Source organism: Enterococcus sp. S86.2, assembly GCF_059834485.2.
Genome location: NZ_CM206813.1, coordinates 1 through 19840, shown reverse-complemented (window position 1 = coordinate 19840; position 19840 = coordinate 1). Strand labels below are relative to the sequence as shown.

Below are 19840 nucleotides of genomic sequence, written 5' to 3'. Positions count from 1 at the left end.
AAATTTTTATAATCCCGCTGTTTTAAACTGTTTTTTTCTTGCTGTTACTGTAAAACAATTTCAGACAGCAGCAATTATTCTTGTTTTAGACTATGTTGTATCTCATTATAAAGCATTGTTTTCACTTCGTTAAGGGATTTCTCTTTGATTTGTGTGGCCGCATTGGTAAAATGACCGCCACCGCCCAAATCTTCCATAATAGATTGGACATTGATTTTGCCATTACTTCGCGCCGAAATACCAACTAATCCATCTTGGCGCTTCGTGATTACAAAAGAAGCCTGAACATCATTCATAGAAAGTAAGGTATCGGCTGTTTTGGCAGTCGTTACACTATCGTAAATCTTATCTTCACTAGCGCAAGCCACCACAATATCTTGATCGATAAATTCACTTTTTGAAACCAATTCACTAATCTCTAAAAATGAAGTTAAATCCGAACTTAGGATGTATTGCACCAATTCACCATTGGCTTCTTTTGATTTTAAATAACTTGCAATGTCAAAAGTTCTAGAACTGGTACGGACAGAAAAATTCTTCGTATCGACAAAAATTCCGGCTAATAATAACGTCGCAGTCATTTTATCCATTTGTTTTTTGGTGCTACTTTGATATTGAATTAACTCTCCTACTAATTCCGAAGCAGAAGAAGCGGAAGATTCAATATAGGTCAACAGGGGTTGTGTCGGGAATTCTTCGCCCCGGCGATGATGATCGATAATCACTACCTTGTCAAATTTCTCATAAAGCTCCTGAGAGATCGATAGCGACGGTTTGTGGTAATCCACCATCACAAGTAGGCTATTTTGCTTAATCTGTCCTAGAGCCTGTTTAACCGAGATTAAATGGCCTTCTAGTTCTTCGTCTTTATGGATCTCTTGTAAACAGCGTTCCACATCAGGAATCAATTCATTTTCATTGATGACCACATAACTAGTTTTCCCTTGAAAATCGGCTAAGGTCGCCACACCATAGGCTGAACCAATCGCATCCATATCCGGATAACGATGCCCCATGATATAAATATCTTCAGCAGCAGCTAAAATTTTATTCAGCGCAGTTCCCATTGCTCGCGAACGAACGCGTGTTCTCTTTGTAACGCTGGCAGTCTTTCCGCCATAAAATTTCGGCTTCGCTTCATCGTTGGCTTCTTTAACTACAACTTGATCGCCCCCGCGTACCAAAGCAATATCTAAACAAGTTTGAGAAACTTCCCCAATTTTTTCACCGGTTTGATCGCCATAACTAATTCCCATACTAATTGTTAAAGGAATAGATTGCTCTTCGGCTGCTGTCCGGATCTTATCCAATAAAGAAAACTGTTCTTGTGCCATTTTCTTAATATCAGAGGCGTGGGCCACAAAATAAAAACGTTCCGCGTTCAGTCGTTTCAAATAAATACCGTATTCATCTGACCAATCGGAGATGAAGGTCGTCACAAACGAGTTTAAGTACGAAGTCTCTTTGGCATCCATTTTATCTACAACGTCATCGTAATTATCAACTGAGATAATGCCAATTGCGGTTTGTTGATTGGCTTGATAATTTTGCGCAGCGACTTCTGTCGTTTTATCTAGTAAAAAGACAATATTTTTTTGCCGGTCAATGATATATTCAAAACTTTTATCAGAAACTCGCAACGTACCCTCGTCTTTACTACCGACTAAAAGCGGCTTCAACGTCTTATCCCACAGCAAATCTTGCCCTACTTGTTCGTTCAAATCTAATGCCCGATGATTCATCCAATCCAAACGAAACGTTTTTGGCTGATAAATAAAGATAATCGAAGGGGAAACACTAGACAAAAACTTAGAGTTATCAATAGCAATTTGTGCCGATTTTCGAATTCGTTGATCATCTGTCAAAGCTTGTAAATTTTGCAACGTATAATAAACATAATAGACAAAGACATTTATCGCAGCAAAAAGAACCAGGTTCACCCATAAATTGGGATTAAACACCAAACAGATGAATTCTACAATGAAAACTAGCACCATCACTTTTAGAAAAGGGTATTTTTTCATAGTTTACTCCTCATTTTAACGTCATTTCATCCTATCTTATTGCTTTTAAGTAAGACGGTTACCTCACGTAAACAATTTGACTGACGTAAAAATATTCTCTAACAAAACCAGCAAACATTTCATTTTGCTACCCTTCATTTTATCATAAATCCTATAATAGCGCGATTTTTAGTCTTTTTATGCGCAGCAATCAAATGTTTCACGTGAAACATTGCGACTGAACTACATTTCCCCTTTTAAAATGTTTCACATGAAACATTTTTAAAATTACAAACAGGCCGTAAGACCGTAGCTGACTGTCAAGAGTTACACTATGACTAGTTACACTATCATTTGATTATCTTCTGGGAGTAACGTATTACCTCCTTGCAATAGTTCAGCATTTTTTCACTTTAGCTACTCCTTACTTATAATTTAGCGCAAAGAATAGTCATTACCGATATTTTTTAACAAAATTCGTATTAATAGTAATCGGCTATGCAATCTTTTTAAATAACATTTTAAAATTACATGCATAAGTATTCAACTGCTGTATAATCAGCTTGCGCTACTTTACACAAACTTATTTTTCTCGTTATTAGCAAATAGAATAGTTTTCCACAGTGTGGATAAGTTTTTTGGTATTTTGTGTTTATCTTGCGGGTTTTTAGCGATCTAACACTGGATTGTGCTATTTTTAAAATTGTGGATAAATAGGTGAATTTGAGCTTTTTTTCTATTGCCTGACTTTCAATTTTTTTAAATTGGACAGATTATTTTCTTTTACAAATTTTGAATTATCTATTTCAAGTAACTGAATCTCTAACTATAAAAAAACAAAGTTTGCAAATGGAGCAGCCTGAAAGTAAGGAATAAGCTTAAAAATTTCCTCTTCAAGTATTAAATAAAGCAAATTAAAAGGACTAATTTTATAAGCTATTTTATTTGTCACGTAGTAAAATTTCCAGTACTTTAACTTCTAATATTCCTTTTCTAGGCTTATAGGAGAAGCTAAATTATTTGGGCTAGCATGAAAAGCTGTGCAACGTTGCTTACACGCCAAAATAATATTGAATTTCAATAAAAATTCCTCAAATTTCTCAATCTTTTGATTGATTGCTACCCAAAAGGTTATGTATGGAGCTAGACAGCAGGCGACAGTCAAATCAATATTTTTCTCATGAAATTTCATATTTTCTTGCTAGACAAAAAAAGAGGTTGAAAGAATCGTCAAAATGACTTTTCTTTCAACCTCTTAAAATAATTTTTAGTCTTCGCTTACGAAAGGTAGTAAGCCCATAATCCGTGCGCGTTTGATTGCTACGGTTAATTTACGTTGGTTTTTCGCGCCAGTACCAGTTACACGACGTGGTAAAATTTTACCGCGTTCTGAAATGAATCGTTTTAACAATTCGATATCTTTGTAATCGATGTGTTCGATGTGGTTAGCTGCGATATAGTCTACTTTGCGACGTTTACGTCCGCCTCTTCTTTGTTGTGCCATCCTATTTCCCTCCTATCAATTGCTTAGAATGGTAAATCATCGTCTGAAATGTCGATGGTTGATGCGTCAGACCCGAATGGATCAGAAGTGTCGCGATCAAAACTCGGCATTCCGTTGTTTTGAGAAGGTTGGTTTTGATTAAAATTGTTTTGTTGGCTGGCACCACCATAATTATTGTTGAAACCACCGCCACCATTCGTGGTAGTACTACCGCCACTTTGTTGACGCTGTTCATTGGCAGAACGTGATTCTAATAATTGGAAGTTTTCAGCAACCACTTCAGTCACGTAAACACGTTGACCTTGTTGGTTTTCATAATTCCGAGTTTGAATGCGGCCAGTAACTCCTAGCAGCGTTCCTTTGCGGGCATAATTTGCTAAAGTTTCGGCTGGTTTACGCCAGATTACACAATTGATAAAATCTGCTTCGCGATCACCGCTTTGGTTCGTGAAATTACGATTTACTGCTAGAGTAAAAGTCGCAACTGCAGCACCATTGCCTGTGTAGCGCAAATCAGGATCTTTTGTTAATCTACCGACTAAAACGACATTGTTAATCAAACCGGTTCATCTCCTCGTCATAGATTTGTTTCACGTGAAACAATATTAAGCTTCTTCCTTAACGATCATGTGACGCAAAATTCCGTCGTTGATCTTTGCTAAACGGTCAAATTCATTGATCGCTGCAGCATCTGATGGAGAAGTAACTTTGACGATATGATAGATACCTTCACGGAATCCGTTCATTTCATACGCTAGACGGCGTTTTTCCCAATCTTTTGATTCAACAACTTCAGCGCCGTTGTCTTTTAAGATTGCATCAAAACGTTCGATCAAAGCAGTTTTTGCTTCTTCATCAATGTTTGGACGAATGATGTACATGATTTCATACTTCGTGTTTTCCATTGATTTTTCACCTCCCTATGGACTTTAGGCCCTTAGCTTCCTAAGAGCAGAGAGAGTATCATTGAGACTACTCACAAAGTAGAATTATACAGGAAAAAGGCCATTTGCGCAAGAGTTTTTTATTGGCAGCTTAAGCTTGTTTCAACGTCTCCATCATTATCTACGCTATTTTTGTTCAATTTCATCTAGACAAAAAATTCAGCAGATTTTTTCGCTTAACCCATTACCCTGCTATAAGACTACAACCAATCGCACCAGTATCAGTCTTTACTAAAAACGATTCAAAATTTTAAATACAAATGAAATAAAAAAATCAGTTTTCCACAGTGGATAACTTTTAAAAAATGCGTTCAAAAATTTTTTCCACAATTTGCATTTTCTTAATCGCATTTAATTATAGAAAAGCTGAATGCACTCGCTCAACTCACCAGTAATAAGCCGAGCCTTCCATACACCGCTCTTCAAATTTCCTTAAAATTTGATCTCTTCCTTCTCGTTAATTGTAAAAAAACCCCCCTCGCAAAACTTTCTCTTTTGCGAGGGGTGTTGCAATGAATTTTTTTATTCAGCGGAATCTTCATCGCCTGCATCATTTGTTGCTGGGCTATTTGTATCTGCCTTAGCATCAATTGTTTCATCTGACGTTTCCGTCGTTTCAACTGACTCTGTTTCTGGTTCTGCTGGTTCTGCTTCCACAGCAGCCATCGTGACTACTTTCGCATCGTTTTCTAGTTTCATTAAGCGGACACCTAATGTTGCGCGACCGGTTTGTGAAACAGAAGCAACGTTAAAGCGGATAATAACACCCTTATTGGTTACAAGCATAATATCTTCGTCACCACCAACTGTCGTTAAACCAGCTAATGGACCATTTTTAGGGGTGATATTGGCAGTTTTAATCCCTTTACCCCCACGACCTTTGACAGGGTACTCAGCGCCTGCTGTGCGCTTGCCATAACCGTTTTCTGTAATCACCAATACTTCTTTGTCGTCTGTGATAACTGAAACGCCAACGACAAAATCATTTTCTCTTAAGCGAATCCCCCGAACACCTGAAGCCGTTCGTCCCATATCGCGGACAGCTTCTTCTTTAAAGGTAACCGAATAACCAGCATGGGTACCAATAATCATGGTGTCGTCGCCGCTTGTTTCTAAAACATCGACTAATTCATCGTTTTCTTTTAAATTAATGGCAATTAAACCGTTACTGCGAATATTGCTAAAGGCATCCACAGAAGTTCGTTTTACTACCCCTAATAAGGTCGTAAAGAACAAATATTTATTATCGCTTTGACCACTAACCGCAATAATTGTCTGAATTTTTTCGGCAGAATCAATACCTAATAAGTTGATAACTGGAATTCCTTTTGCAGTCCTGCCGTATTCTGGAATTTCATATCCTTTGGCTTTGTAAACTTTACCGGCATTGGTGAAAAATAGCAATGTATCATGAGTTGAACAAGAAACTAAAGTTTTCACGAAGTCTTCATCGTGAACACCCATTCCCTGAACGCCACGGCCACCACGACGTTGCGCGCGAAATTCGCTGTTGGCTAGTCGTTTGATATAGCCGTTGTTAGTCAATGTAATCACAACTTCTTCTTCTTCGATTAAGTCTTCATCTTCTAAACTTAGCACTTCACCGACTAAAAGTTCTGTCCGGCGTTTGTCTCCAAAGCGTTGGGTTAATTCACCTAATTCAGTTTGAATGATTTCATTTACGCGTTCTGGACGCGCTAAAATGTCAGCTAAATCTTTAATTAGAGCCAATAGTTCTTGGTATTCTTTTTCGATTTTGTCCCGTTCCAAACCGGTTAAACGACGTAAGCGCATATCTAAAATCGCTTGCGCTTGGCGGTCGGACAATTCGAATTTTGCCATTAAAGTATTTTTAGCTTCATCATCGGTATTGGATCTACGAATGATCGCAATAATTTCATCAATGTGATCTAAGGCGATCCGCAAGCCCTCTAAAATATGAGCACGGGCTTCTGCTTTAGCTTTATCAAAGGCTGTTCTGCGAGTCACCACTTCTTGTTGGTGCTCCACATAGTTTTCCAAAATGCGTTTTAAGCTTAAAATCTTTGGTACGCCTTTTTCAATAGCCAACATGTTAAAGCCAAAAGAAGATTGCAGCGCTGTTAATTTGTAAAGGTTATTCAAAATAACAGAAGCTGAAACATCCCGGCGCACGTCAATGACAATCCGCATCCCTTCACGGCTTGATTCATCCCGTAAATCCGTGATGCCTTCAATTCGTTTATCTCGATGTAACTCGGAGATACGTTCAATCAATTTCGCTTTATTGACCATGTAAGGCAATTCTGTCACTAAAATTCGTTCTTTGCCGTTTGGCATGTCCATAACTTCAACGCGACCGCGCACGGTAATGGAACCTTTCCCTGTTTCATAGGCACGGCGAATACCGGATTTACCCATGACTAAACCACCGGTTGGGAAATCTGGTCCGGGTAAAACTTCCATCAGTTCATTGGTTGTCACGTCCGGATTTTCCATTAATAAATTAATCGCTGCGGTTACTTCGTTTAAATTATGAGGTGGAATATTGGTTGCCATCCCAACAGCAATCCCAGTAGTTCCGTTAACTAACAGATTAGGAAATCTTGCGGGTAAAACTTCTGGTTCACGTTCGGTATCATCGTAGTTGCTGGTGAAATCAACCGTATCTTTATTGATGTCTCGCAACATTTCCAAAGCTAATTTACTCATTCTAGCTTCGGTATACCGCATAGCAGCGGCCCCGTCACCATCGACAGAACCAAAGTTACCATGCCCGTCTACTAACATATAACGATAGCTAAATGGTTGCGCCATCCGTACCATGGACTCATAAATCGCAGAGTCGCCGTGGGGGTGATATTTACCCATAACATCCCCGACGATTCTGGCTGATTTTTTATGGGGTTTGTCTGGTGTTACACCTAATTCATTCATCCCATATAAAATCCGGCGGTGAACCGGTTTTAAACCATCCCGAACGTCTGGCAATGCCCGCGCTACAATAACACTCATGGCGTAATCGATAAATGAGTTTTTCATTTCACTACTCAAATTGACGTCATGAATATGGGCTTTATTATCTTCCAAGTGTTTCACTCCTAACTGAGATGTTTAAACAACACCAGCGGTCTTTGACTGCCTTTAGCAGCGCTAAAATAAAAATGCTGTTGTTGTTTAAACTCGACTTTTCTAGCAAAAATAATTGATTGGCTTTAACCTTTGGCAAAATCAAATGGATCATGACGACCTCATTTTAGATTGCAAAAAAGGTAAAGCCTCATCATAATTTCAAAAGAATTTCAAAAAACAAGCTTAAATATCCAAGTTTTGTACATAGTGGGCGTTTTCTTCAATGAAGGCGCGGCGTGGTTCCACGCGATCACCCATTAACATTTCAAAAACTTGGTCTGCTTCGATCGCATCGTCCACTGAAACCCGCAACATCAAACGATTATCTGGGTCCATCGTGGTTTCCCATAATTGATGGTCATCCATTTCCCCCAAACCTTTGTACCGTTGAATGGTTGGTTTTGGTGTTTTTGGCAATTCGTTCATAATTTGTTGCAAACGTTCATCGGCATCTTTACCTGGCTGTACATAGGTGATATTTTTTCCTTGTTTGACACCATACAACGGTGGTTGTGCGATATATACGTATCCTGCTTCCACAATCGGACGCATGTAACGATAAAACAGGGTCAATAGCAACGTCCGAATGTGGGCACCATCGACATCGGCATCAGTCATGATAACTAATTTGTGGTAACGAGCTTTTGATACGTCAAAATCAGCACCAAAACCAGTACCCATTGCTGTAAAGAGTGAACGAATTTCTTCGTTAGCCAAAATTTTATCCATGGAAGCTTTTTCCACGTTCAAGATTTTACCGCGAATTGGTAAAATCGCTTGAAATTCCCGGTTACGACCTTGTTTTGCTGAACCGCCGGCAGAGTCTCCTTCGACGATAAATAATTCGCAACGTTCCGGATCATTAGAAGAACAGTCCGCTAATTTACCTGGCAGGTTACTAATTTCTAAAGCACCTTTGCGTCGTGTCATTTCTCTGGCGCGTTTAGCTGCTTGACGTGCTCTTGAAGCGAGCATCCCTTTGTCGACGATTTGACGGCCGACCGTTGGATTTTCCATCAAGAATTTCATAAAGTGTTCTGAAAATAGACGATCAACAATCGTTCTAACTTCAGAGTTACCTAATTTCGTTTTGGTTTGTCCTTCAAATTGTGGATCTGGATGCTTAATCGAGATAACTGCTGTCAAACCTTCCCGCACATCTTCACCGGAAAGATTGTCATCGTTGTCTTTCATAATTTTTTGCTTGCGGGCATAATCATTAATAACCCGGGTTAAAGCTGTTTTAAAACCTGATTCATGGGTTCCGCCTTCATACGTATGAATGTTGTTGGCAAAACTTAAAATATTCATGTGATAGCCATCTGTATATTGCAAAGAAACCTCAACGGCAATATCTTGCTGTTGGTCTTCCAAATAAATTGGGTCTGGGAACAAGACTGTTTTATTTTTGTCTAAATGCTCCACATAGCTTTTAATCCCGCCTTCGTAATGATATTCCTTTAAGACCGGTTTTTCTTCTCTACGATCTTCAATGGAGATTCTCAAGCCGCGATTTAAAAAGGCCAATTCCCGCACACGGGTCGCCAATTTATCAAAGTTAAAGACTGTCGTTTCAGTAAAAATTTCTGGATCTGGCCAAAAGCGAACTTCTGTCCCGTGCTTATCTGTTTCATCAATGACTTTCAAATCATCCACAACAGCACCGCGACGATATTCTTGGAAATAAACTTTGCCTTCTTTGTAAACTTTAACTCTCAATTTTGTGGAAAGGGCGTTAACAACAGAAGCCCCCACACCGTGAAGACCACCGGAAACTTTGTAGCCGCCACCGCCAAATTTACCGCCGGCATGTAAAATCGTATAAACAGTTTCTACTGCGGGACGACCAGTTTTAGCTTGAATATCAACCGGAATTCCGCGACCATCATCGGTTACGGTAATGGAATTGTCCTCTTCAATGATAACTTGAATTTTAGTAGCAAAACCCGCTAAGGCTTCATCGATGGAATTATCGACGATTTCCCAGACAAGGTGGTGTAAACCTTCTGAACTAGTAGAGCCGATATACATCCCAGGACGTTTGCGTACCGCTTCTAAACCTTCTAAGACCTGAATCTGACTGGCGTCATATTCCTTGGCACGCTCAATTAAGCTTTTTTCTTCTTCTGTCATCTATGGGGATCCTCATTTCTTTTATAATCTATTTCGTAGTGCTTAAGTGACCTTTTTCCACATAAAAAATGGTTGGCGTCACGGTCATTTTATTTTTGACATGATCAAGTGTCGTGGTGGTGAGAAAAGTCTGAACTTTGCCTTCAATTGTCTCTAAAAGATGCAGCTGTCGGGAATCATCTAATTCACTCATTACATCATCTAGTAACAAGATCGGGTATTCACCGGTTTCTTCTTGCATCAAATCAATTTCTGCCAATTTAACACTTAAGGCTGTTGTGCGCTGCTGTCCTTGTGAGCCATAAATCTGCACATCAATTTCATTAATCGCAAAACTCAAATCGTCACGATGGGGTCCTGACAGCGTCGTCAAGCGCTGCAATTCTCTTGCTTGGTTTTTCTCCAAGACAGACTTAAAACGCGTCTTAACCACTTCTAAATCATCTTCTAAACTAAAATCAATCGTAGAGACATAACTTAGCGTCAAATTCTCTTTTTCATGACTGATTTTTTGATGCAACAAATTAGCCCAATATTCTAGCCGTTTGACAAACTTGGCGCGGGCTAACAAAACTTTGCTGCCAAAATCCACCAGCTGATCGTCTAACACGCTCAAATAAAGCATGTCGACTTTTTTTTGCTGTTTTAAATATTGATTGCGTTGCTTTAAAACGTTTTGGTACTGGACGAGGTCATATAAATAAATCGGATCAATCTGGCCAATTTCCATATCGAGGAACTTTCGCCGTAAAGCAGGACTACCTTTGACCAAAGCCAAATCTTCTGGGGCAAACAAAATCACATTTAATTGACCCACATAACTACTCAACTTTTTTTGCTCAATGTGATTGATGCGGGTCTTACGGCCTTTTTTGGTTAACAAAAGTTCTAACGGCACTTTACTGTGATTTTTTTGCACCTCACCTTTGACGCTGGCAAAATCTGATCCCCATTCGATCAGCTCTTGTTCATTATTGGTCCGGTGGCTTCGCGTCATGGCTAAAACATAAATACTCTCCAAAATATTCGTCTTTCCCTGCGCATTTTCTCCTAGAAAAATCGTTAAATTTTGCGGAAAATGAAGCGCAAGCTCAGAATAATTGCGAAAGTGCTGCAAAGAAAGATTATTCAGGCGCATTATCTTTTTCCTGTGCTTGCGCCATAAAAAAAGTCCCCTCGTCGGGAATTTCTACCATCATCCCTGGATAAAGCTTACGGCCACGGCGATTTTCAATCTCTCCGTCAACTAAAACGGTATTCTCAGCCAGATACCATTTGGCTTGTCCGCCACTGGAAATCACATTAACTTCTTTTAGCACTTGTCCTAAGGTCATGTAGTCTCCTGTGATTGCGATTTTTGCTTTCATTTTCATCCCTCGTTTCTCCAGTCACAGTTAGGTTTATTATACCGTTTTTTAAGGAAGAAAACAAATTTTCCCCAGTTTTTTTCACTTCTAAGAAGTTTTAATCTTTTTAGATAATTTTTATCCGAAAAGATAAAAAACCCGCAAAAACGATTTTATGCCCTTTTAAGAAGATTTCGCAGTTTCTGAAAGTAATACAGTTGTTTTTCATTTTATTGCAAAAAGAAAAGCTGAAAGAGTTGGTGCTTGAAGCTGGATCTAAAGAAAAGTTATAGGAACTCGTTTAGCTCGCAAGCAATAAAATGAAATCTTGCTAAATTGTTTTCCAAATTTCGCAAGATTTTGGTTTATTGTCGCCGCGAGTTAGTTCCTATAACTAGATCAAAGAAAAGCTTTGCGAACTCGTTTTACTCGTCAGCAATAAGGCAGAATTTCAATAAATTGTTTTCCAAATTTCTTGAAATTTTGACTTATTGTCGCAGCGAGTTAGTTCGCAATGCTAGATCCAAAGAAAAGCGAAACAAACTTGTTCAGTACGCTAAAAATAAGCGCAGAATTTTCAGAAATTGTCTCTTCAAATTTTTGGAAATTTTGACTTATTTCTTAGCGGGCTAGTTTGTGCAGCTGGATCTAAAGAAAAGCTGAAAGCGCTGGGTAACTCTTTGGAAAAATGTCGGAAATTTGGATGCTGATGCTCTTTATCAGAATCAAATTTTTGAATTTTTCCCGAAGAGTTGGTGCTTGAAGCTGGATCTAAAGAAAAGTTATCGGAACTCGTTTAGCTTGCAAGCAATAAAATAAAATATTGCTAAATTGTTCTTCAAATTTCGCAAGATTTTGGTTTATTGTCGCCGCGAGTTAGTTCCTATAACTGGATCAAAGAAAAGCTAAAAGCGGCGGTAATACAAAAATACAAAAAAAGCATCCATTCCGATAAAGTTCAGGAATGGATGCTTTCTGGTTGTCTGCATTACAATTTTTTAGACTAAATCGGCACCATTTGTGGCAATGACTTTTTTGTACCAGTCAAAAGATTTCTTCTCGTAACGATTGAAAGTTCCTTGACCCTCATCGTCTTTGTCCACGTAAATAAAGCCGTAGCGTTTGCTCATTTCGCCTGTTGAGGCACTGACTAAATCAATACAGCCCCACGGTGTGTAGCCCATTAAATCGACACCGTCTGCCACGGCTTGGCCCATTGCTTTAATATGTTTGCGCAAGTAATCGATGCGGTAATCATCAGCAACGTAGAAATTCTCATCTACTTCATCATATGCGCCTAAGCCGTTTTCAACGATGAAAAGTGGTTTTTCGTAACGGTTGTACAATTCATTTAACGCAATACGCAAACCATCTGGATCAATTTGCCAGCCCCAGTCGCTAGCTTTTAAGAATGGATTTTTCACGCCGCCTAGAATATTCCCTTGTACTTTTTCAGCGGTCGTCGTTTCGTTAATCGCCGTTGACATATAGTAACTAAAGCCAATGTAGTCGACTGTATGGGCGGCAATTAAAGCTAGATCATCTGCTTTCATTTCTAGCGGCTGCACGTTGTATTTTTCAAACATCCGTTTTACATAAGCCGGGTATTGCCCTCTAACTTGAACATCCGCGCAAAAATAGTTGAACTCTTGATTTTGGATCATGGTTGCCACTTGATTGATGGGATTAGCATCATAACTATAGCTTGTCCCATAAATAATCATACAGCCGATTTGCAAATGAGGATCTAAGTCATGCCCAATTTTAACTGCTTTAGCACTAGCTACAAATTGATGATGCCACGCTTGGAAAATATTTTGCCAATCACCACCGCCATTACTTTTGACCATCCCCATACTTAAAGCAGGTAGTTCAAAAGGAGAGTTGATTTCGTTAAAGGTCATCCAATATTTTACTTTTTGGTAGTAGCGGTTTAAAACCACCGTCGCAAAATTTTCGTAAAAAGCGATTAATTCACGATTTTTCCAACCACCATACTTTTTAGCCAAGTGCAGTGGCATTTCATAATGAGAAATTGTCACGACAGGTTCAATATCATATTTTAAGCACTCGTCAATTAATTCATCGTAAAAACGCAGGCCGGCTTCATTTGGTGCAGTTTCATCACCATTTGGAAAAATGCGGGACCACGCAATCGAAAAGCGATAGCATTTGAAACCCATTTTGGCAAAAAGAGCGATATCTTCTTTGAAGCGATGGTAATGATCAATCCCTGTATGATTGGGATAAATATAGTTATTTTCATCAATTTCCCAGTCAAATTCTGCACCGGCTAAAATAGACCAGCGTTGTTTTCCACCAGGCATCGCATCGGCTACTGATAAGCCTTTGCCATCAGCTTGATAAGCTCCTTCTAATTGATTGGCCGCTGTTGCACCACCCCATAAGAAACCTTCTTTGAATACTGATTTTGTCATGATTTTCCTCCTTGTTTGTTGAATGATTTGTTATTTTTATTTTACCACAGTTAAAAAATCTTCCCCGTGAATGACTTCTTTTTGATCCATATCCAAAACGTCCATAAAGCTATTCGTATTGGTGATCACAATCGGTGTGATCGTAGATAAACCAGCCGCTTTAATTGCAGCTAAATCAAATTCTACTAATAAATCTCCTTTTTTGACTTGATCGTCTTGTTGTACTTTAATCGTAAATCCTTTGCCATCTAATTCGACAGTATCCATGCCAATATGCATTAAAACTTCAGCACCTTCATCTGTGGTAATTCCTACTGCGTGCCCAGTTGGAAATAGTGTTGTGACAGTTCCGTCGGCTGGCGCATACAACTTTCCTTCCGTTGGTTCAATGGCAACACCTTTTCCAAGTGCACCAGAAGAAAAAACTTGATCTTTTACTTGGGTCAAAGGTAAAACCTCACCATTCAAAGGACTTGCTAACATAATCGTATGACCACTTGCTAATTCTTGTGCCACTGGAGTGACTGTATCTGCTTTATCAGCCGCAGCTAGTTGTTTTACTTCCACTTGATCGTCAAAACGCAAGACAAATGTTAAAACAAAGCCTAAAACAAAGGCAATCCCAGTACCAATAGCTGCCATCATTAAACCTGTGATAGCTTTCGTGTCTTGGGGAATAAAACCTGGCAAACTAAGCAAACTAATTAAACCAAAAACGTAATTTTTGACTTGGAAAAAGCCGATAAATGCTCCCCCAACAGCCCCACTGATACAAGCTGCAATAAAAGGTTTTTTAAGCGGTAAGTTAACCCCGTAAACAGTTGGTTCTGTAATACCGAAAAATGATGTGATAGTAGAAGATAATGCCAATCCTTTTAACTTCACATTTTTGGTCATAAAGAAAACTGCTAAGGCTGCACCACCTTGTGCTAAAACAGCTGGTAATAGCATCGGTGTCATCGTGTCAAAACCTACTTGATTTAAATTCAGCATCATAATCGGTACAAAGCCCCAATGCATCCCGAACATTACAAAGACTTGCCACAAACCACCCATCACAGCACCGGCGATAATTGGACTAAAACTGTAAATCGCGTCATAACCGCTACCTAATGCGTTCCCTAAAATCGTACCCAAAGGACCCACTGCAATAAAAGTTAAAGGTGCCATCACTAAAAAGATAGCCAGTGGCACAACAATGGTTTGTAAGAAACTCGGAATAACTTTTTTAAAGAATCTTTCAACATAACTTTGTAAAAAGACAGCTAAAATAATTGGAATAACAGAAGAAGTATAAGCACTTGCTCCAATAATAACCGGCAGGCCTAGAAAACTTAACGTTTGCCCTGCTAAAGCAGTAATGGAAGGATGCACCAATGCCATTGCTAGTGCCGCTGCCAAAAATTCATTGGTACGGAATTTTTTAGCCGCCGTAAAAGCCAACATCACTGGCAAGTACGTAAATAAACCATCAGCAATCGCCCATAAAACGACGTAAACACCAGAAGTATCGCTCACCCAATTTAAAGTCAAAGCCAAAGTCAAAAAGCCTTTTAATACCCCAGCTCCAGCCATTGCTCCTAAAAATGGGGTGAAAATAGAAGAAATAATATCAATTAAACGGTCAAAAATATTGCCACCTTTTTCCTGTGCGGCCTCTTTTTCATTATTAAAATCAGCGATACCGTTTAATTCTCGGTAAACATCACCAACGTGACTGCCGATAACGACTTGATATTGCCCACCCTTTTGTACCACTTGAATAACATCGTCATCTTGACTTAAACGCTGCGTGTCCGCAACGCCTTCATCTTTTAATTTAAAGCGCAAGCGGGTGGCACAATGTACCACACTATTCACATTTTCCTTGCCCCCAACAGCTTCTAAGACGCGTTTTGCAATTTCTTCATTACTACTCATTTTTTTCTCTCCTTATCATTTTCAATTTGTTTTAAAAAAAATAAAAAACCCAGATAGAAAAAACATGATCCCAAATAAAATAAATCATCTGGTATCTTTGTCTTTTCAATCTGGGTTTTGCCTGCCGTACAGTAACAATCCGTTATTGATTGAATGTTTATTCCTCTGAAACCACCCGCTGAATGTGAATCGTCAAATAAATCATCTCAGATTCTCCCAGGGGTTTTTGATACGTTTTAACTAAATAATCATTGATACGCTGCACCGTTTGAAAAGCTTTCGGGTATTTAGACTGAATTAAAGCAAAAAGAAATTCATCGGGCTCTTCTTTTAATTCATCTTTTAAATAGCGCTGGGCAAAATATTGTAAATGAGTGACGATCCGCTGATAACTTAGGGAATCTTGGCGGAAAACCACACCATAAAAACGACTGATAATCTGCAATATATCCCGCACAATTTCTGTTGCCTGCATCGTTTGTTGCATCGAGCCGTCGGCATTCAGCTGTTCACTATTGACGATGTGAAAAGCGATAAAACCCGCCTCTGACTCCGGCAGAGTCACGTGCAGTTTTTCGTTAATTAAAGTGATCGCATCTTGGGCTAAGGCAAATTCTTTAGGATAAAATTTGCGGGTTTCAAATAAAAGCGGATTGGGAATTTCAATTCCTTCTTTGCAACGCTCCAATGCGTAGTGAATATGATCGGTTAGCGTCAGATAAATATTTGACGACAATTCTTGCTGCAATTTTTCCTCTGCATTGTCGACGATCTGCTTGACTAAATCTACTTCCTCTAATGGAATATCAGCAAACAATTGTTGAAATTGACCAGAAGTTAGCGAATCTTTCAAAATAAATTCTTTTTCAATCACACCAGCGTCAATCACATCCCCGACTTTTCTACCAAAAGCCAGACCGCGTCCCATATAAATGACCTCTTCACCAGCTTCATTGCGGGACATGACGATGTTGTTATTTAGAATTTTTTCAATTACCACGCTTCCCACTCCCTGCGTCTGCTTCATTTCCAGACAAAATAAAAAAACCTAGAATTTCCCCCTTGATACTTGCGGTAAATTCCGGTTTTGCCTGCCAAACAGTAACAATCCTTAGACATAATCTAGCACAGTAAAAAATAATTTGCAAGCCTTTTCAGACAGAAAAGTTATCGGAACTCGTTTAGCTCGCAAGCAATAAAATGAAATCTTGCTAAATTGTTTTCCAAATTTAGCAAAGATTTTGGTTTATTGTCGCCGCGAGTTAGTTCCTATAACTGGATCAAAGAAAAGCGAAACAAACTTGCGTAGCTCGCTAAAAATAAGCGCAGAATTTTCAGAAATTGTTTCTTCAAATTTTTGGAAATTTTGACTTATTTCTTAGCGGGATAGTTTGTGCAGCTGGATCAAAGAAAAGCTTTGCGAACTCGTTTTACTCGTCAGCAATAAGCGCAAAATTTTCAGAAATTGTTTCTCAAATTTTTCCATAACAAAAAAACTGCCAAATAAATTTCACCTTCTTAGCAAAAATAAACTTTATTTTTACTAAGGAGGGTACTTTTTGGCAGTTTATCGTTTCAAAATTTAATTTTTAGCAATTAATTGGTTCGCACTGGGGTAATCAATTGGATAAAGTTGGCTTGGCCAGCTGTAGGTTCCAATGTGAAAGGACGAATAGCTGAAATAAAGCGAATGGTAATACTCATATCACCAAAAGCTCGCAATGCCGCTTTCATGTAGTCAGGATTGAAGGAAATTTCCAACGGATCGCCACTAACTTTTTCATAATTTAATGCTTCTTCTACTTTTCCGACTTCAGGAGAATTACCGTAAAGCATCACGGCATCTTCTTTAATTGAAAGGCGCACAATATTGTTCCGACCTTCATGAGAAAGCAAAGAGGCCCGTTCAATTGCTGCTAAGAAATTCGGCACGCTAAATTCGATTTCAGTATTGAATTGACTTGGAATTAACCGATTGGTATCAGGGTAATTTCCTTCCAGTAAGCGAGAATAAAACAGCATATTTTCAGTTTGGAACAAGACTTGATTTTCCATAATGCTAATCGCAATTTCTTCTTCATCATCTGCTAAAGAACGAGATAATTCAATCAAGCTCTTGCCGGGAACAACGATATTGAAATCCTCTGCTTCTTGTTCCAAGGGTATAACCCGTTGGCTCAAGCGGTGTGAGTCGGTTGCGACTGCCAATAGTTGCTTGTTTTCTAACACAAAGTGAACCCCAGTTAAAATTGGGCGACTTTCATGGGCAGAAACAGCAAAAACAGTTTCACTAATTAATTGATTTAAGGTTTGTGCAGATAATTTTAATTGATCGCGACTTTCTACCACTGGCAAATGTGGGTAGTTATCTGCATCCAAGCCATTTACCATAAAGTTAGCTTTTCCAGAAGTGATGGCAACTTGTTCATTTTCCACAACTTCCATCGTGAAAGTATCTTCTGGCAAGCGGCGGATAATTTCGCTAAAAAAGCGTGCCTGTAACACGATAGAACCAGCTGATTCCACCAGCATTTGCGCTTTTTCATTGTCAACGGCTAAAAATGTCTCGATGGAAATATCGGCATTGCTCCCAGTTAAGGTTAAACCGCGTTCTGTTAAAACAATTTTTACCCCCGTTAAAATTGGGATAGTAGTTTTAGAAGAAATCGCCCGTTGGACAGTTTGTAATTCCTGCATAAAGGCAGAACGATTCATTGTGACTTTCATAGATGGCACTCCAATCTTTTTAATGTGTAACAATTTTTTATCAGGTGGAAAATAGGTTTAAACACCACAAACTGCAAAACTTAAATATTTTGCTTTTTACAAATAATTGCAATTAGAAAAATGTAGCTGATGTTGTTTTACTTTTTTTAATAATTTTCCCTAGCTTACTACGGCTAAAAACTAAAAATGACTCATGCTGATTATAGCATTTTTTTCAAAGTTAAAAGAAGGCGGATGCCTTTATATTTAAGAGTAAAAAGATAGTAGTAGTAGTAGGGCCTGTTGAAGCAGTGGATAAGTGTCAAAACCTAAGACGCAGGAAGAGTTTTCCACTGTGTATAACTTGTGGATAAAAAATGGAAAACGTCAAAATTTATCCACATGCTTATTTTAATAATAAATTTTTAATTTCTGAAACTTCAGTTTGGGTTGTCAGATCATTGTCTAATAATTGCTGAATTTTTTCGTGGGCGTGGATGACGGTCGTGTGATCTTTGCCGCCAAATTCAGCGCCGATTTTTGGTAAAGAGTTATCAGTCAGCTCCCGGGATAAATACATGGCGATTTGCCGCGGAACGACGATACTTTTTACCCGTTTTTTTCCTTTTAAGTCTTTAATTGAAATGTGATAGTATTTTGCAACTTCTTCTTGGATCTGCAAAATGGAAATTTGGGCAACGCCGCCATTGCTCTTTAAAGATTTCAATGCTTCGGCAGCTAGACTGGTGCTGATTTCCGCATTATTCATCGTCGCATAGGCCTGCACCCGCAAAAGTGCACCCTCTAATTCGCGAATGTTGGAGTCGATTTGACCGGCGATATAACTTAGGGTATCATCTGGGATTTCCAAACGCTCTGCTTCCGCTTTTTTTCGCAAAATCGCAATTCGCGTCTCCAAATCTGGCGGTGTAATATCGACAGATAAGCCCCAGGCAAAGCGGGAAACCAAACGTTCCGGCAAAGTCGGGATCTCACTTGGCAAGCGGTCACTGGTTAAGACGATTTGTTTGTTATTTTTGTAAAGCTCTTCAAAGGTATAGAAAAATTCGTTTTGCGTTTCAACTTTATTTTCCAAAAATTGGATATCGTCGACTAACAATAAATCGACACTGCGGTATTCGTGGCGAAATTCTTCACTGGTACGATTTTTAATCGAGGTAATAAAGTCATTGGTGAAGTTTTCACTACTAACGTATTTAATTTTGGCATTGGGGCGATATTTTAACAATTCGTGCCCAATTGCGTGCATCAAGTGGGTTTTCCCTAAACCAACACCGCCGTAAAAGAAAAGCGGGTTGTAAATTGAACCGGGTTCTTCCGCGACAACTTGAGCGGCAGCGTGAGCCATCTGGTTGCCTTGCCCAATAACAAAAGTGTCAAAGGTGTATTTTGGGTTTAACATAATGGAACGATCTACTTTTTCTTCCACTTTTTCCTCTTTTGCTTGAGGCATTTCTTCTTGCACTTCATCTTCTGTGATAAAAGCCGGCATAATTTCTCTGCCATAAAGGCGATAGCTGTTTTCTAACACCCGTGGTGCTAAATTTTTCTCCCAATAATCACGGTGAACTTTAGTTGGGACTTTGATCAAAAGTTCATCGTTTTTTAGTGAAAGAGGACTAGCACTTTCTGCCCAAACTTGAAAGCTGGCAGGGCTGAGGTCATTTTTTAAGCTGTTTAACACCTCTTGCCACAAGGCTTCATATGATGACAT

General features: G+C 39.0%; 14 protein-coding genes. All 14 read right to left on the bottom strand.

Features of this window, described 5'->3' with window-relative positions:
• Window positions 1-74: 74 nt before the first annotated feature.
• The 14 genes from AC6R0T_RS00070 to dnaA all read right to left on the bottom strand — a co-directional run bounded on the left by AC6R0T_RS00070 (window position 75) and on the right by dnaA (window position 19840).
• Window positions 75-2024 (bottom strand): GGDEF domain-containing protein, encoded by a 1950-nt coding sequence (locus tag AC6R0T_RS00070; RefSeq protein WP_303753665.1) that lies wholly within the window; start codon window positions 2022-2024, stop codon window positions 75-77.
• Between the two features lie 958 nt (window positions 2025-2982).
• Window positions 2983-3195, bottom strand: coding sequence for a hypothetical protein (locus AC6R0T_RS00065; protein WP_526159500.1), 213 nt, complete (start codon window positions 3193-3195; stop codon window positions 2983-2985).
• A gap of 75 nt (window positions 3196-3270) precedes the next feature.
• Entirely contained in the window at window positions 3271-3507 is a 237-nt protein-coding gene (gene rpsR, locus AC6R0T_RS00060) for a 30S ribosomal protein S18 (RefSeq protein WP_206902937.1), read from the bottom strand.
• A gap of 23 nt (window positions 3508-3530) precedes the next feature.
• Window positions 3531-4067 carry a single-stranded DNA-binding protein gene (locus AC6R0T_RS00055; RefSeq protein WP_206902936.1) on the bottom strand — a complete coding sequence of 179 codons (537 nt, stop codon included), beginning with the start codon at window positions 4065-4067 and terminating at the stop codon, window positions 3531-3533.
• A 45-nt stretch (window positions 4068-4112) separates the two neighbouring features.
• A complete protein-coding gene (gene rpsF / locus AC6R0T_RS00050) occupies window positions 4113-4412 on the bottom strand; it encodes a 30S ribosomal protein S6 (protein ID WP_173101904.1) in 300 nt (99 codons plus the stop codon).
• A 561-nt stretch (window positions 4413-4973) separates the two neighbouring features.
• Window positions 4974-7472 carry a DNA gyrase subunit A gene (gene gyrA, locus AC6R0T_RS00045; RefSeq protein WP_500559742.1) on the bottom strand — a complete coding sequence of 833 codons (2499 nt, stop codon included), beginning with the start codon at window positions 7470-7472 and terminating at the stop codon, window positions 4974-4976.
• Window positions 7473-7745: 273 nt separating this feature from the next.
• The gene (gyrB, locus tag AC6R0T_RS00040) at window positions 7746-9695 is read right to left on the bottom strand and encodes a DNA topoisomerase (ATP-hydrolyzing) subunit B (protein WP_206902935.1); all 1950 of its coding nucleotides are present in this window, start codon (window positions 9693-9695) and stop codon (window positions 7746-7748) included.
• Window positions 9696-9723: 28 nt separating this feature from the next.
• Entirely contained in the window at window positions 9724-10833 is a 1110-nt protein-coding gene (gene recF, locus AC6R0T_RS00035; RefSeq protein ID WP_303753663.1) for a DNA replication/repair protein RecF, read from the bottom strand.
• Window positions 10820-11062, bottom strand: coding sequence for a S4 domain-containing protein YaaA (yaaA, locus tag AC6R0T_RS00030; protein WP_206903063.1), 243 nt, complete (start codon window positions 11060-11062; stop codon window positions 10820-10822). Before yaaA ends, recF begins: the two co-directional genes overlap by 14 nt.
• 977 nt (window positions 11063-12039) lie before the next feature.
• Complete coding sequence (locus AC6R0T_RS00025; RefSeq protein ID WP_303753662.1) at window positions 12040-13479, bottom strand: glycoside hydrolase family 1 protein; 1440 nt, start codon at window positions 13477-13479, stop codon at window positions 12040-12042.
• Window positions 13480-13515: 36 nt separating this feature from the next.
• The gene (locus tag AC6R0T_RS00020) at window positions 13516-15399 is read right to left on the bottom strand and encodes a beta-glucoside-specific PTS transporter subunit IIABC (protein ID WP_303753661.1); all 1884 of its coding nucleotides are present in this window, start codon (window positions 15397-15399) and stop codon (window positions 13516-13518) included.
• Window positions 15400-15556: 157 nt separating this feature from the next.
• Window positions 15557-16399 (bottom strand): BglG family transcription antiterminator LicT, encoded by an 843-nt coding sequence (gene licT, locus AC6R0T_RS00015; protein ID WP_206902931.1) that lies wholly within the window; start codon window positions 16397-16399, stop codon window positions 15557-15559.
• A 596-nt stretch (window positions 16400-16995) separates the two neighbouring features.
• Window positions 16996-18126 carry a DNA polymerase III subunit beta gene (dnaN, locus tag AC6R0T_RS00010; RefSeq protein WP_206902930.1) on the bottom strand — a complete coding sequence of 377 codons (1131 nt, stop codon included), beginning with the start codon at window positions 18124-18126 and terminating at the stop codon, window positions 16996-16998.
• A gap of 385 nt (window positions 18127-18511) precedes the next feature.
• Window positions 18512-19840 carry a chromosomal replication initiator protein DnaA gene (gene dnaA / locus AC6R0T_RS00005; protein WP_206902929.1) on the bottom strand — a complete coding sequence of 443 codons (1329 nt, stop codon included), beginning with the start codon at window positions 19838-19840 and terminating at the stop codon, window positions 18512-18514.

What these genes read in the sequence shown, in the direction of transcription:
- AC6R0T_RS00025 (WP_303753662.1), bottom strand. Translation starts at nt 13,479, where the DNA reads ATGACAAAATCAGTATTCAAAGAAGGTTTCTTATGGGGTGGTGCAACA.
- rpsF (WP_173101904.1), bottom strand. Translation starts at nt 4,412, where the DNA reads ATGGAAAACACGAAGTATGAAATCATGTACATCATTCGTCCAAACATT.
- yaaA (WP_206903063.1), bottom strand. Translation starts at nt 11,062, where the DNA reads ATGAAAGCAAAAATCGCAATCACAGGAGACTACATGACCTTAGGACAA.
- dnaA (WP_206902929.1), bottom strand. Translation starts at nt 19,840, where the DNA reads ATGTCATCATATGAAGCCTTGTGGCAAGAGGTGTTAAACAGCTTAAAA.
- rpsR (WP_206902937.1), bottom strand. Translation starts at nt 3,507, where the DNA reads ATGGCACAACAAAGAAGAGGCGGACGTAAACGTCGCAAAGTAGACTAT.
- recF (WP_303753663.1), bottom strand. Translation starts at nt 10,833, where the DNA reads ATGCGCCTGAATAATCTTTCTTTGCAGCACTTTCGCAATTATTCTGAG.
- AC6R0T_RS00020 (WP_303753661.1), bottom strand. Translation starts at nt 15,399, where the DNA reads ATGAGTAGTAATGAAGAAATTGCAAAACGCGTCTTAGAAGCTGTTGGG.
- dnaN (WP_206902930.1), bottom strand. Translation starts at nt 18,126, where the DNA reads ATGAAAGTCACAATGAATCGTTCTGCCTTTATGCAGGAATTACAAACT.
- gyrA (WP_500559742.1), bottom strand. Translation starts at nt 7,472, where the DNA reads ATGAAAAACTCATTTATCGATTACGCCATGAGTGTTATTGTAGCGCGG.
- AC6R0T_RS00070 (WP_303753665.1), bottom strand. Translation starts at nt 2,024, where the DNA reads ATGAAAAAATACCCTTTTCTAAAAGTGATGGTGCTAGTTTTCATTGTA.
- gyrB (WP_206902935.1), bottom strand. Translation starts at nt 9,695, where the DNA reads ATGACAGAAGAAGAAAAAAGCTTAATTGAGCGTGCCAAGGAATATGAC.
- AC6R0T_RS00065 (WP_526159500.1), bottom strand. Translation starts at nt 3,195, where the DNA reads ATGAAATTTCATGAGAAAAATATTGATTTGACTGTCGCCTGCTGTCTA.